Consider the following 13837-nt stretch of genomic DNA (forward strand, 5'->3'; position numbering starts at 1 on the left):
GGAAGATTGTTACTCACTAAAATGAGTTCTCTGACTAGCATCTACCTTGACGAGGTTTTCCCGAATCATTGCTATTGAGATGATAAGGGCAACTAGGCTTAAAATAAAGAACCCTACTGCATACGATGGCATTCTTTCTGATGGAAGTAGATCCGTAATCTCGATAAGAAAAAAATATATACCAATTCCTTCCCCATCCCCTTGGGTTCCAAGAGACCACAATTTCAAACCCTTACTTAACGAAAGGTATGCAAGTAAAACTAAAATAGCTACTCCTGTCCAACGGCGAAGAAAATCCATACACCTCTCCCTCCTTACTCACTTCTACTACAAATTCAAAATAAATCCTTCTAGAGAGAGATACTTTATCTATTAAATGACAAAACTTGTCATAAAAGTGTATTTTCCGACAAGTAGACGACAATTTAATTTACATGGGTTAGATATCCCTCATCTCTTTTATCTTTAAGAGATTTGATAGAAAACCTATTTTTATTTAATATTCTTGCCCCTTGTTTCATAAAGATAGAGTGAGGGAGGGGTCAAGTTTGCAACGAATATCAAAAGCTTCTATACAATCAAAGGTAACCTTTATAAGTCGATATCTAGTAATCTATGGATTACTATTTCTCCTAATCGCCATTATGACGGCTACCTCTTATAGCAAAACATTCTTATCATCTCAAACAATCGAAAATGCCTTAAAATCGTTTCAAAGCACGGAAGTATTATTAGCTGTAATGGGGAGAGAGATGCCCCCTCTTTTACAAGAATATGAAGAAGAGGTTCCAGATTTATCTACTTCTAAATTTGTAATCGATGCTTTAACTGATATTCGTCTTGGAGATGCACGCAGTCTACTCGGACGTGAAATTCCCGGATTAGATGCATACCATACAGAAATCTTAATAGCTGGAGAAGGAACGGATTACACTACACTTCCATACGAATCTCCACCACCTGACGACTTCTTTTCAAGCGCTGAGGATAAAAAGGAAACACCACCTGAAGAAGATACAGTACCAGAAGAAGCTTCTGTATTGATTTATCATACCCATACGTGGGAAGCGTTTTTACCTAATTTAAGCGGTGCAACAAAACCGAATGAAGCTGTCAGTCACGATGAAACGAAGAATATTGTCAATGTAGGTACCATGTTGAAAGAAGAGTTATTAAAATACAATATTCAATCTCAACATGTAAAAGATAACGTTGCAACCGAGTTAAAAGAAAGAAACTGGTCATATCCTGATTCCTATAAAGCCTCAAGAGAGATTGCCACAGAAGCCTTAGCGAAAAATGACAAAGTAGAATATATCTTTGACCTTCACCGTGATTCGGTTGATAAAAAGATCACGACAACAACTATAAACGGACAACCATACGCTCGTCTTTTCTTCATCGTAGGTAAGGAGAACAAATACTATGAAGAAAACCTTCGTTTTGTAACAGAATTAAATACAAAATTAAATAAAGAGTATCCTAGTATCAGCCGAGGAGTCTTCCAGAAAAGCAAAGCTCAAGGAAATGGTCTATATAATCAGGATTTATCTGAAAAAGCGTTGCTAATTGAGATCGGAGGCTACGCCAACAACAATGAAGAAATTAAAAATACTGTTGAAGCTTTCGCGAAAGTGTTTAGTGAAATGTATGAAGGTGACATGGAAGTAAATGCTCAATAAACCTTGGCTTTTATGGTTTTTATGGGCTGCTTTATCTACTTTCACTTCCTTCTTCTTCTTTCACTGGTTAATAACAGTTGGATGCTTTGTTGCCGGACTAACATTGACAGTCATTATGTTATTTCGTGAGTTTCAGGAGAAGAACTGAGCTTGTTAGCTCAGTTCTTTTTCTACGTGTGGAACAGGCTTAGGTCAATTTTCCAGATACTTTGGCTACCTCCACACCTCAACCATTTTGTGCACAGAAAAAAGCACCTTTTTAAGAAAGGTGCTTTTTCATTTAATGGTTTATATCCTCTTTGTTCTTAACCTCAACACTCATGACAATAGCAAAATCTTCCTCTTTGATCACTCTTGGAAGTTTAGTAGGATCTCCAATCCCACCACTACTCATCGAATTATCGCCAGATGCAACCCAATAGGCGATGTAAGCTTCTTCCCCTTTTACTAGAGTGTGTTTCTCTGATAGTCCACCAAAACTAGACATCCCGAGACCCTCAGGAATAGTTGCCTTACTACCTCCCAAACCGTTTGCATTTCCCATATAAAGGTGAGCTAAATCATCATCTGTTAACATGGCAAACGATAAAAGGTCTTCTTCATATCTCGTTTCTAATGCACCATACATTTTACTGCCGCCTTTTAAGTAATCACCATCTTTATAATAGGTGAATTTCGTAACTAGGTCCTCCCCTTCTCCTAAGCTGCCATCCATTTCAAAGTATTCTGTATGGGTAATTCCTGTTGCCGATACAAGGTCTTTCTCACGCTCTGTTAATTCAATCGGTGTAATGGTTAAAGATTCATTTCCTTTATCCTCTTCTGCACAAGCCGCTAGTATCACTAAAAGGAAAAGAAATACGATCATTCGCTTCATCTTTTCACTCCTTTATTTAGAGTAATATGTATAGATCCGCAGGTAAAAAGAACAATCCTTATTTTCAAGAGAAAAACAAACCTTACAATTTAGCCCTCCATTATCGTACCACAATTAACCAAAAACGAAATCTCCAAAAAGGGTTTTTTCCAATTTTCTAGAAAGGGTAGATAACAACCTATAAAGGAGCGATAAAATGAAAACGACTAAAAGCCCAATCCATAACACAGTAAACACCATGTTTGTACCCGTAAGTGACCTAAAAACTTCAGTCAAATGGTATTGTGAGCTACTGGGTCAGGAATATAACCCTTCAGAGGTATCAGAACCAGTCTACAACATGAACATTGATCACTATACAGGTGTCCTACTTGATGCCGGGACTCCTGGAGAGACACAAAAGGTAAACCCTTCAGCTCACCCATTATTTAATTTTCACACAGATGATATTGATGCAGCTTATCAATATGTAAACGATTTAGGTTACAACATTACCTCTACCATCACACGTTTTGAAGACCTTTCTTTCTTTACAATTAAAGACCCCGATGGCAATATTATTATGATCTGTACAGGCTAGTATTCAAAAGCGAAAGTGCCCGCTTAGCAACGTATAGACTGGACTGAACGTAGTGAGATCAAGGAAACACGATGAGCGTCAGCGAATCGATGTTGACTGATCGACCGGAGGTGAGGGAAGTCTACTAGTTGCTGGGCACTGGAGCTAGACGATCAAAAGCGAAAGTGCCCGTTAAGCAACGTATAGACTGGACTGAACGTAGTGAGATCAAGGAAACACGATGAGCACCAGCGAATCGATGTTGACTGATCGACCGGAGGTGAGGGAAGTCTATTAGTTGCTGGGCACTGGAGCTAGACGATCAAAAGCGAAAGTGCCCGTTAAGCCACGTATAGACTGGACTGAACCGCAGTGAGATCAAGGAAACACGATGAGCCTATGCGAATCGATGTTGACTGATTGATCTGGTCTAATAAAAAGGCTTGAGGGATCCTCAAGCCTTTAACTTTAATTCTTTTACACGTTGTCGCAAATCCTCCGGCCACCAAGCCCCACAATCCTCAGACACAACACAAGCCGCGCACGCCTCTAAGTCATACACCATCATGTCTTTTATTGGAGGAGCGTATAGATGTAAAGTGATTAACCCGCTCTTCTTATCATCTTTCATTGTATGAACCCCATTTACAGGAGCAAATAGAAACTCCCCCTTCTCTTTATGTTCCTCAAATAAGGCACGGGGAATTCGTCCGTCTTCTACCTCAAAAATCGTATGCTTAGTCGTACCGTTCAGTACATGTATCCACCCATACGAGTTGCCGTGGTCATGAGGGGCGCATTCAAGGTTTGACCAGTTCATGACGAGCAGTTCCACCTCTTCGTTATGAAACAATACCTTCCTGTAATAAGGCTTCCCTCCAGGGTCCATAAGGTGTTCTTCTACATCTTCCACTTTTGTATTAAGCTTACTGAGAGCATGCCTTAATTCTTCTTTTGAAGGTGATATTAGTGTTCCAAGCACATCTTCTAATCGATCTTTCCATTCCATATTAAGTCCTCCTCTTTCTAAGTAATCCGATAAGATTCCACACCTGACCATTTACAAAAACGACACCAATGATAATAATGAAGCCACCCACTACACTTTGAAAAAAGATTTTCTCATTAAGAAGCAAGATGGCTGCGAGCAACGTAGCCAGTGGTTCTAAGTACATAAAAGCAGACGCTTGAGAGGCTTCTAGCACTTCATGTGCTTTGCCCCAATACCAATAGGCAATGCCTGAGACGAATACTCCAAGAAAAATAAGGTGCCCCCACTCTGTGGCAGACAAGGTCGGTAAACTCTTCCATCCTTGATTTTTCACTAGAATGGGTAATGTGAGAAAGAATGACAATGCACTCATATAGAACGTAATGACAAGTGATGGCAATGGGATGGATAAACGCTTCAATAAAATTCCATATAACGCCCAGTTAAACGTACTAAGGAGCATAAGGAGATATCCAATATCGATAGCAAATGCAAGCCCCTGCCCACTTCTTGAGGTTGTAATTAATATGACCCCAGCTATGGCTGCTCCTATACCAACAGCTCTAGAAAGGGTTACTTTCTCGTGTAGAAAAATCATGGATAAAAAAACAGTAAACACAGGAGAAAACGAAATCATCCAGCCTGCATGAGAAGCATCAATTGTTAATAGCGCTGTTGCTTGAATGATCTGGTGAACAAATACCCCTAATATTCCGAGTACAATTAGAGAGGGTATATAGTTGAGAGATAATTTCATAGGATATCTCATAACAAGCAGCACACATAACAGGAAGATGGCACCGATCCCAAATCGAATGACCAGTACTGTGTAAGGATCAAGTTTATCTAAAACAGCCTTTGTCGAGACAAAAGAAATGCCCCAAAACGTAATGGATAAAGTCGCATAGAAAGAAGCAGCAATTTTCGATGGCATAAACGACGCTCCCCACTTCGAAAGATCTTCTTTCTTTCATCCTATGCCTGTCCAAAGGGTTCATGAGAGAATCATTTGGAAATTTTTGTTGAGAAGATATGGTTGTTACCCTACAATAGTAATAGAATTGTCGGAAAATTAGGAGGATGACTGTGCTCTTTTACTATTGATCTTTGTGAAGTTCTCATCCAATATCCATTTATTTAAAGGAGGACTTACACATGGAATGGGTTAAAGAATTTTATAATAGGCAGTATGAACTGTTAACAGATAGTCCGTTGGTTGACATACTAAGGGATGACTTAGTTGATAAGATGGAAGAACTATTTGAAGGAAAGCCAAACAATCTACTCGAATTAGGTGGAGGGACAGGACAGTTTGCTGTTGCTGCAGCCAAAAGAGGCTATGACGTAACCGTTATTGAACTTATTCCAAAAGCGGTTTTGAAAATAAAAGCCTTGGCTAGAGAGCATGAAGTTGAGGATAAGCTTCATATAACAGAAGGGGATTTCTATGAAGCAAAATTTAACAATCCTTTTGATTGTATTTGTTATTGGGATGGATTTGGTGTTGGCTCAGATGAGGATCAATCGAAACTTCTACGTCTAATAGAAGGATGGTTACGTCCAGGTGGATTAGCGCTCATTGATACCTATACACCCTGGTATTGGGCCTATACTGCCGGCATAGATATGAGCTTTGATGACATTATGAGACAGTATGACTTTGATCCTTATCACTGTCGCATGATTGATACATGGTGGTCCGTTAATGACGAAAGCCAAGCCGTGACTCAGTCTCTTCGTTGTTATTCTCCAGCCGATCTTGAACTTTTACTTGCAGAAAACAATCTTATATTAGATCACTCTATTCCAGGTGGAGCCATGGATTACGATAAAGGGGAATACGAGGAAAATGTCCCCCTCCATCAAGCTATGTCGTATACAGCTTGCTTGGTGAAGAGCAGACCTTAAAGAATTAAGGAGTATGAAATAACTGATTATTTCATACTCCTTTCTTATGTATGACTGAATTCTATTTTTATAATGAATCTCTCATGATTCCTTCCCTTCACCTTGCATTCCCCCCCTAAATTGTACCCCATACATTTTTCCGTTCCCTTAATCAAACTATAAAAAAAGATCCCATCTCATTTCGAAATGGGACCTTCTAAGAAAATGATTGTATTAATGTCCGCCACCATGGCCTTCTAGATCACCAATAGCTTTAACTGTGGGAGGATGAGCTTTTGAATATTCATATTCAATATCATAGGTCTCTCCGACTTCAACAAGGTTCCAGGTCATTTTGTCTTTAAATTTTAATTCTTTTTCCATGCCTTCTACCTTGATTATGTACTTATGAGACTTTTCCATCTCTTTATCATGCTTTTCAATAACTTTAACATCATGTAGCGTCTCGTGATGGGCAATTTTCGTATTCAAGTAAAACGATAGTCCCGTGATTACTATGATGCTGACAATAATGGTCGTGAGTAATTTTTTCTTCACGGCGTTTCCTCCTTCTGCTTTCTCGTTTCTATTTAATCACAGAACAAGTCTGTTGACCATTTTTTATAAAAATTGATTTAAAGTTTCGTACACAAAAGTTTGGTAAGGGGTTTCAGGTAATTGTTTGACCCCTTCGTAAGCTTCTTTTGCATACATTTCACCCTTTTCCCACTTTCCTAAATTCTTAAGACAGAGAGCTTGATAGGCTTTCACTTGGTGAATCATGGATCGATCAAATGGATGCACCCATTCTGGAATAATTGTAAATTTATTCAACAACTCTAACGCTCCCTCTATATCACCCATATGATATAGAGCTTTCCCCTTTTCCATTACATAATACGAATTCACTGAACCTCCTGTTATGTCTTTAAAAGCCTCAATGTTTTGGATCGCTTCTTCGTATTCCCCCGTAGCTTCATTATGATAATGGGACCGCAATAATAGAACCGCTGCTTTTGCGTCTGTACTATCTACAAACTTGCTGTATAAATCAAGCTTTTCTAAAAAATACGATACTTCCTCATTATTTCGCATCATAATCGAATAAAGACAAGCGATTCTATACAATTCTTCAATTTGATAAAAGACCTTCGTTGTTCTTGAATACGATATCGCAGAGTGCAGAACTTCCTCCGCTTCTTTGTTCTGGCCAATGGCAAAGAGTAAAGAAGCTTCATGAGTCTGGTATTTCAGAAAGGTTAACGTTTCAAGTTCCGCCCTATGGGATTGAATTACCGCATGCTTTTCCCTTAATAAATGAAGGGATTCTTCATATTGTCCACTTTTCAATTTATTCCATGATTGAAATAAAGTAATAGCAGCCGACTTTTCATAAAGGGCTAATGTCATATACTGATGATCGGCAAGATCTAAATAATTTTCCCAGTTTGTAGCTCCTGTTTTATATAAGCTTTTACCGTAGAGTTCTAAAACTTTTGCTGACTCATAGGACAAGGGTAAGTGCTCGGTTTGAACGAGAGAAACACAGTTTATGACTTTCTCATCATTTCCTTCTCTAAAGTAAGTTTCAATAGTAGCTAGAAGCTCCCGTATCTCCGTCGTGCTGACTTCCTCAAGTAACTCGTTTACAGTTACATCTAGTTGCTCTGCAATGTAATGGAGACTTTCCATTGAAGGCTTGGCTTTATCATTTTCAATTAAGCTAACCATCCCTTTAGTCATATGCTCACCAGCTAATTCTTGTAACGTTAACTTTTTCTTCTTTCTAAGCGTTTTAATACGTGCTCCTAAGGATCCCATAAGATTAACCCCCTCAATATGTTTAATTATATTAAACTTTCCCCTTTATTGAAAGAACGTTCTATGTTACAATAAGTTTAATTTAATTAAACTTATTGTTTGGAGGAGCGATCCTATTGGACGTGAATAAACGTGTAACCTATCATTTATGGACATTTTCATTCAGTAAGCTTCTATCATCTTTTGGAAGTAGCGTGTATGGGTTTGGAATTAGTTTGTATATCTTAACAGCAACAGGTTCAGCCATTGGATTTGCCGTCAATTTGATTTGTCTTACTCTCCCAAGAGCAATTCTAGCACCATTTGCCGGAACGCTTGCTGATCGACTATCAAAAAAGAAAATCGTCCTCTTCTCTCAAGGAGGGGCAACACTAATTGTCATAGCCTTACTAACCTTTACGTTTATTTCTGACCTCAATATTTATGCCATCTATACAGCCACGACATTACTCTCACTTTGTTCAACCTTTAATAGCGTCACTCTTACTTCAGCGATCACTCAACTATTTGATCAAGAAAGAATTCAAAAGGCAATGGCCTTACAACAAGCATCCATCTCTTTGTCGACAATCGGAGGACCTATTGTGGGAGGAGCCTTATACGGATTGGTTTCCATGCGAACATTCCTATTCATTTACATTTCAAGCTATATCGTTTCAATCTTATTACAATCTACCATGAACTTCTCCCTTTATAGAAAACACAATCACACTAAGCCTTCAACGTTAACCACCTCTCTTATACAAGGATTGCAATACGTAAAGAATAATCCAACGCTCTTTCATTTATTTCTTGCATCTTTACTTATAAATTTCTTCGCTGTAGCTCTGGCTATTGGTCTACCCTATATGGCGGTTGAGCGACTTGATATCCAACCTGGTCATTTTGGAATTATAGAAGGGACATTTGCGAGCGGTATGCTTCTAGCTTCACTATATTTTTCTATTCGAAAAACTTTTCGTAACCCTCTTCGATTAACAAAATGGGGAATAATTGTAGCAAGCTCTCTAATGGCACTGACCACTTTACCATTGATCATTTCGCTTAGTTATACAGCAAACGTGAGCTTTTATATTATAATAGGGCTTTTCTATGGTTTATCTATATCTTTTATTAACACCCCACTTGGTGTACTTTTGCAGAGGGTCATTGAAGAAGACGTAAAAGGAAGAGTGTTTGGCATTATGGAAATGATGGCGCAGGGTTTATCTCCTCTTGGAATGATGGCTTATGGATTTGCCTTAGATAAGTTTGGTGCTGTATGGAGCATTATTCCATCAAGTTTCTGTATGATTGCTTTCACACTACTTCTTTTAAATGAAAAACAGCTCAGAACCCATCCTATCGAAACTTCTTCTGCAACTAAAGCATAAAAGGACATGCTGCTCCACCTTTTTCCATGCTATAATGAACCCAAGAAATGGAGGGGTCGTTTTGCAAAGCTTACCTACATTTATAGTAAGTGTAATAGGATTTTTCTTTCTTTACTATTTTGAGATTACAAACCTATGGCTTATTGCTCTCTTCGGGGTGCTCCTGGTAGCCTTTCTGATCTTCCCGACTCTTAACATTTTGTTATGGGAAAAGGATATATCCAAAATCGAACGCTTTCTGGTAAAGAATAAGAAAAACGTTACCTTTTATACGGTATATGCTCTCGCCAATGGGCTAGACGAGGAAATTCAATCAACTACAGAAAAACTAGTCTCAAAATCAAAGCATCGTTCACGTCAAGCCCTTTACAAAATTGGCGAAGCCCTTCACTTTAAAGACCTAAAAGCTGCTAATGAAGAGCTGAATTATATTACAGCACCAGCTTATCGTTCGTATTATGAAGGTTTTATACGTCTTGAAGAGGGAGATATGGCTCAGGCTAATCGTATAATTGATGAGACTCAAACCACGTGGATGAAAAATGCACTAATGGCAGAACGAGAGAGGTTGGCAGGTCATTTAGATGAGGCAATCCTTTATGCGGAAGAGGCCAAAAAGAACTCGAAAGGACTTCAGTACTATACGTTACATAAGACATTCGAGCGAGAACTTGGCATCTAATACATAAAATATATCTTATTAGCCTTTATTTGAAACTTCCCCCTCCCTTCGTTCGTCTAACCTACTGAACCAACTTTACAAGGGGACCTAAATCAAATGAAATCAAAAGCTACTTATAAAGGGGCGCTTTCAATAGGTTTGTTGCTTAGTGCTTGGGGTGTGACTGGGAATATTGTAAGTGATGCTTCAAAAAACCACTCACAACTTGAGATTCAAGAACAAACCGAAAATACCCTCTCTACTTCTCTGAATGAATTTCAATACAATAATCAGATTAAACAAACGAACGATCTTCAATATCTTTATACCCATACATTAGCAAATCTTCAACAAGAGATGTTTGGGGATGAAAACGGTATAAACGAATACGGAATTACATATCTCGATCGAGAAAAACAAAAAATTGTAATCGGACTCATTGAACAAGAACATCGCACCCAAGAATTTAAACAGAAAGTGTTAAAAACCCTTCCTAATGAAACTGTACAATGGAAAACCGTGAATTATTCTATGAATACACTTATGAACAATGTACCTATGGTTTACGAAGAAACAGATACACTAATTGAAGACAAAGAAAACAATTACCAAATACGCTATGATATGGAAAATAATCGCTTAGAACTCCTCATCGATCACATCACTTCAGAACAGAGAAAAATACTCTTTCAAGAGTTCGGAAGTTTGCTTTCCATTCAAGTAAACAACATGTAAAAGGTTCAATTGTGCTATAACATAAACACTTCAATTCATATTCAGGGGCTACATACAACCACACAAATTCAGGCTCTTTTCCTCTGCTTTACCGTAGGTGTTATAATGAACCCTTTTCTAGTACATATTCTTTATTTTACTTAATAGGATTATAACCTTTACAATGGAAGGATAGGTGAAGTTAGTCACCAATAGAGGAGGAAACCAATTAATGGGGAAAGAGTACAATTTGAACTCAACGGACTTTCAATCTTTGAAAACCGCCTCTAAGAAGATGTTCAATATGATTAGCACTCGTTTAAATGTTAATACAGCTTATGTAGCCAAACGCGGAGAAACTGCGATGACTGTACTTAGCTCTCTTAATAAAGATGAGGAAATCATTCCAGAGGGGTACGAGGTAGAATATGGCGGTAGTTATTGCCGACATATTATTAACAATAAACAAAATGAGATGCACACACCAGATGTCAACAAATTCCGCGTGACTAAAGACTTAGTTATAACTCCAGAACTTGGAATTAAAGGCTACTTAGGAGTTACCCTCACAGATACCGAGGGAGCAGTATTTGGAACGTTATGTGTAATGGACAGGGAAGAAAAAGTCTTTAGCGACGAGGATGTAGAATACTTAAAGTCTATGGCTGATCTACTCTCACACATTATTGAACTCGACCAAACCAAGTTTAATATGGGTTTTCTAAACGTCCCTATCCTACCAATTACGAACGGCGTATCCATTTTAACGCTCCAAGGAGTAATTGACGATGATCGTGCAGACAAAATTATGGACACAGTATTGCGACATACTTCTGAGAAGCAAATTGATTACATTATTATTGATTTATCCGGACTCGTCATTATAGATGACGTATTTCCGACCTTACTTGTGAAACTTGTCCAGTCGCTCCAATTAATTGGCGCCGAAACGATTATTACAGGCATTACACCTGAAGCTGCACTCCATAACATCAGTAGTCAGCATATTCATGACCTAAAGGCAAAGACCGTCCAGAACCTAGAAGGAGCACTTGAATACATCGGTTTTTATTTACAAGAAAAATAAGCAGAAAAATCCCACATGCTAGATTCATGTGGGATTTTTGCTTTACACCTCTAATGTTCGCAACCGTTCACTATAATCTTCGTACACTTCAATTGCATCATTTAGTAGACCTGAATCCTTTTCACGCAGTTCTTTTGCAAGCGTGCTTAAATCTTCCCATAGAAAGGATTCATTTACTTCAATAGTTGAACGTTGGAACACGGTTTCAGATGACCCTACAGGCTCGTTCCCATTCCGTTTCAACCGCTCTGATAGCAACTCCATTTCATCAGATACATAATCCTTTAACTCCTCATATGGAAGTTGTTGTTCATCCCCTATCTTAAAAGTATCTAATTTCCCTCTAACAACAAACAAGTCAGCTAAATAATTATTTACGTTTTCAATTTCTTCCGGCAGTAATTCGATTCCTCTGTTCGGTACAAGATTATTCATATCGATCACCTCTGTTTATCTATTTTTCTTCCCCTATTATATGGATGATAAACTATCGATCATTATTCCTATTATCTTCAATTTTCTATAATATAATTCTAGGTTATTCTATTACAACCTCTTCATCAGTGACCTTCCCATTTCAAAATGTCCAAACTCTATATTCTTTATCGCCTAAAATTGTAACACACCCAAATAAAAGTAGACGCTACCTATAATATGAGGTAACGTCTCTTCGTATGATCTAGCCAAATTGTGGCTCTACACGAATGGTGCACAAGAGATTTTCTTTCACAGATTGGAAAGCATCAACCTCCCCCGTGTCTCTTGAGACTTTATATAGGGGGTCAAGTAACGTGTAACAATCTTGCCTATGCAGTTGACAGTCTTGAAGCCCTAACACGGTTTCGTATGCGAACTGCCAAAGGTCCTTATTCAGTTTCTCGGGAAGTACCTTTGCAAGCAGAGCCGTCATTCTTAAAATCTCTGCTAAGATAGCCGTGTTGTTATTCGCGTATTCCCTCACGTGAGCAAATCCTTTATGAAGATAAAAGCTGAAATCTTTCTGATCGAGTATAAACCGAAGTTTTCCCTCTTTATCTCCCAAGTATGGAGAGAAATTTGATTGTTTTCCAATGCTTTTTAATAAATCTGTAATCTGATGTAGCGTGTTTGATACGGTTAAAGGATCATTGTTACCGATCGCTTTAATGGCCACTTCCGCAAGCTTATTCACACCGTACTCAAGGTCCTGAATTTCTGTTTGCTTTTCACCTATCTCTATGAAACCTAAATACTTTTCATCATCAATTAGGTTATCTTCTGACCATACTGTTAATAATGGAGCCTCGCTCAGGACAAATTCCCCTATGCCTGCCTCAAGTTTTACAGTAACCCCATCACGTTCTGCTTGTTGGACGATTTGGGCAATATCAGCAAGCTGGACATAACCAGTTTCCTGAGCATAAAGACTACGACCTTCTTCATCAGGTAATTTTTGAACACGACCTTCCTCATAATCGAGTATGAAAGGTTCCTCTTCTTTTATGAGTGATTCTTGGACAGATTTTGATTTCTTATTCATATTAAAGCTAATATTGTGTACTTGCATCCATGTTGTCGTATGATTAATAAAGTAAACAAATGTTAATGCTGCAATAATCGCAGTCAGGATCGAAAGAATTGGAGTTGCAAATATATATTCTTCCTTCTCATGCGTAACATATAGGAAGTTTAATAACACATAGATAAAGCTACCGTTAAAAATCCCCAACACATGCTGGGTCATTTTATCACTCACAAAGTTCACAAGCATCTTTGAGGAGAATTGACCGCTAAAAGTTGTTAATGCAACTAGCAATGAGTTAATGGTAAAAGCACTAAGTGTCAACACCCCACCAACAAGTGCACTCAGTAACACTTGAAGGGTTGTTCCACTAAATCCTAGTCCAACAGGTAAATACGATCCGACATCTAATATATAGTCTAAATAAAACGTAAATATAGATAATAAAATAGCGCCAGCAATATACCATAAAGGCATAAACCAAAGAGTAGAGTTCAGTTCTGTTTTCCTCTGTCTTCTTGACATGGAACCATATTTCTTAATGTAACCAAAAAGGCTCATGATGGATCCCCTCACATTCTTAGAAAGTACTCTTCCCTCGTTCCCCCATCATAATGGATTTAACCCGTACCAACTACAAATTCATACAACCGTAAAATAATGATAGGAGATTGTAATATAATT

At 38.2% G+C, this 13837-nt stretch carries 15 protein-coding genes; 7 read left to right on the forward strand and 8 right to left on the reverse strand.

The genetic code is table 11. The features are described 5' to 3' along the window. Positions 1-9 precede the first annotated feature (9 nt). Positions 10-300: a hypothetical protein gene (locus ACYX4O_RS11890; RefSeq protein WP_476351150.1), complete on the reverse strand. Its 291-nt coding sequence runs from the start codon at positions 298-300 to the stop codon at positions 10-12. A 248-nt stretch (positions 301-548) separates the two neighbouring features. Here ACYX4O_RS11890 and spoIIP point away from each other — a divergent pair, with 248 nt between their 5' ends. Further along, on the forward strand, positions 549-1682 hold the full coding sequence (gene spoIIP, locus ACYX4O_RS11895; RefSeq protein ID WP_476351152.1) for a stage II sporulation protein P: 1134 nt from the start codon (positions 549-551) through the stop codon (positions 1680-1682). Positions 1683-1962: 280 nt separating this feature from the next. Here spoIIP and ACYX4O_RS11900 read toward each other — a convergent pair whose 3' ends face one another. Then, on the reverse strand, positions 1963-2559 hold the full coding sequence (locus ACYX4O_RS11900) for a membrane lipoprotein lipid attachment site-containing protein (RefSeq protein WP_476351154.1): 597 nt from the start codon (positions 2557-2559) through the stop codon (positions 1963-1965). A gap of 196 nt (positions 2560-2755) precedes the next feature. Between ACYX4O_RS11900 and ACYX4O_RS11905 the strand changes: the two genes are divergently transcribed. Next, positions 2756-3139: a VOC family protein gene (locus ACYX4O_RS11905; RefSeq protein WP_476351156.1), complete on the forward strand. Its 384-nt coding sequence runs from the start codon at positions 2756-2758 to the stop codon at positions 3137-3139. Positions 3140-3572: 433 nt separating this feature from the next. On the opposite strand, the gene ACYX4O_RS11910 is transcribed toward ACYX4O_RS11905, so the two are convergent. Then, complete coding sequence (locus ACYX4O_RS11910; RefSeq protein ID WP_476351158.1) at positions 3573-4127, reverse strand: cysteine dioxygenase; 555 nt, start codon at positions 4125-4127, stop codon at positions 3573-3575. A gap of 1 nt (position 4128) precedes the next feature. Next, the gene (locus ACYX4O_RS11915) at positions 4129-5043 is read right to left on the reverse strand and encodes a DMT family transporter (RefSeq protein WP_476351160.1); all 915 of its coding nucleotides are present in this window, start codon (positions 5041-5043) and stop codon (positions 4129-4131) included. A gap of 221 nt (positions 5044-5264) precedes the next feature. On the opposite strand from ACYX4O_RS11915, the gene ACYX4O_RS11920 reads away from it, so the two are divergent. Continuing rightward, positions 5265-6017, forward strand: a complete 753-nt coding sequence (locus tag ACYX4O_RS11920) for a class I SAM-dependent methyltransferase (RefSeq protein WP_476351162.1) — start codon at positions 5265-5267, stop codon at positions 6015-6017. 213 nt (positions 6018-6230) lie between these two features. Here the strand turns inward: ACYX4O_RS11920 and ACYX4O_RS11925 are convergent, their stop codons facing one another. After that, positions 6231-6554 (reverse strand): hypothetical protein, encoded by a 324-nt coding sequence (locus ACYX4O_RS11925; protein WP_476351164.1) that lies wholly within the window; start codon positions 6552-6554, stop codon positions 6231-6233. A 63-nt stretch (positions 6555-6617) separates the two neighbouring features. Next, the gene (locus tag ACYX4O_RS11930) at positions 6618-7817 is read right to left on the reverse strand and encodes a helix-turn-helix domain-containing protein (RefSeq protein WP_476351166.1); all 1200 of its coding nucleotides are present in this window, start codon (positions 7815-7817) and stop codon (positions 6618-6620) included. Positions 7818-7939: 122 nt separating this feature from the next. On the opposite strand from ACYX4O_RS11930, the gene ACYX4O_RS11935 reads away from it, so the two are divergent. From ACYX4O_RS11935 to ACYX4O_RS11950, 4 genes are all read left to right on the forward strand, one after another. Beyond that, complete coding sequence (locus ACYX4O_RS11935; RefSeq protein WP_476357107.1) at positions 7940-9190, forward strand: MFS transporter; 1251 nt, start codon at positions 7940-7942, stop codon at positions 9188-9190. Between the two features lie 61 nt (positions 9191-9251). Then, positions 9252-9872 (forward strand): hypothetical protein, encoded by a 621-nt coding sequence (locus tag ACYX4O_RS11940; protein WP_476351168.1) that lies wholly within the window; start codon positions 9252-9254, stop codon positions 9870-9872. A 96-nt stretch (positions 9873-9968) separates the two neighbouring features. Further along, the gene (locus ACYX4O_RS11945) at positions 9969-10586 is read left to right on the forward strand and encodes a hypothetical protein (RefSeq protein WP_476351170.1); all 618 of its coding nucleotides are present in this window, start codon (positions 9969-9971) and stop codon (positions 10584-10586) included. 211 nt (positions 10587-10797) lie between these two features. Further along, positions 10798-11652 carry an STAS domain-containing protein gene (locus ACYX4O_RS11950; protein WP_476351172.1) on the forward strand — a complete coding sequence of 285 codons (855 nt, stop codon included), beginning with the start codon at positions 10798-10800 and terminating at the stop codon, positions 11650-11652. Between the two features lie 42 nt (positions 11653-11694). Here the strand turns inward: ACYX4O_RS11950 and ACYX4O_RS11955 are convergent, their stop codons facing one another. Both ACYX4O_RS11955 and ACYX4O_RS11960 read right to left on the reverse strand, forming a co-directional pair. Further along, the gene (locus ACYX4O_RS11955; protein WP_476351173.1) at positions 11695-12087 is read right to left on the reverse strand and encodes a ferritin family protein; all 393 of its coding nucleotides are present in this window, start codon (positions 12085-12087) and stop codon (positions 11695-11697) included. Between the two features lie 244 nt (positions 12088-12331). Next, the gene (locus ACYX4O_RS11960; protein WP_476351175.1) at positions 12332-13714 is read right to left on the reverse strand and encodes a DUF2254 domain-containing protein; all 1383 of its coding nucleotides are present in this window, start codon (positions 13712-13714) and stop codon (positions 12332-12334) included. Between the last annotated feature and the right edge of the window lie 123 nt (positions 13715-13837).

Source organism: Pontibacillus sp. ABV4_188, from assembly GCF_056311905.1.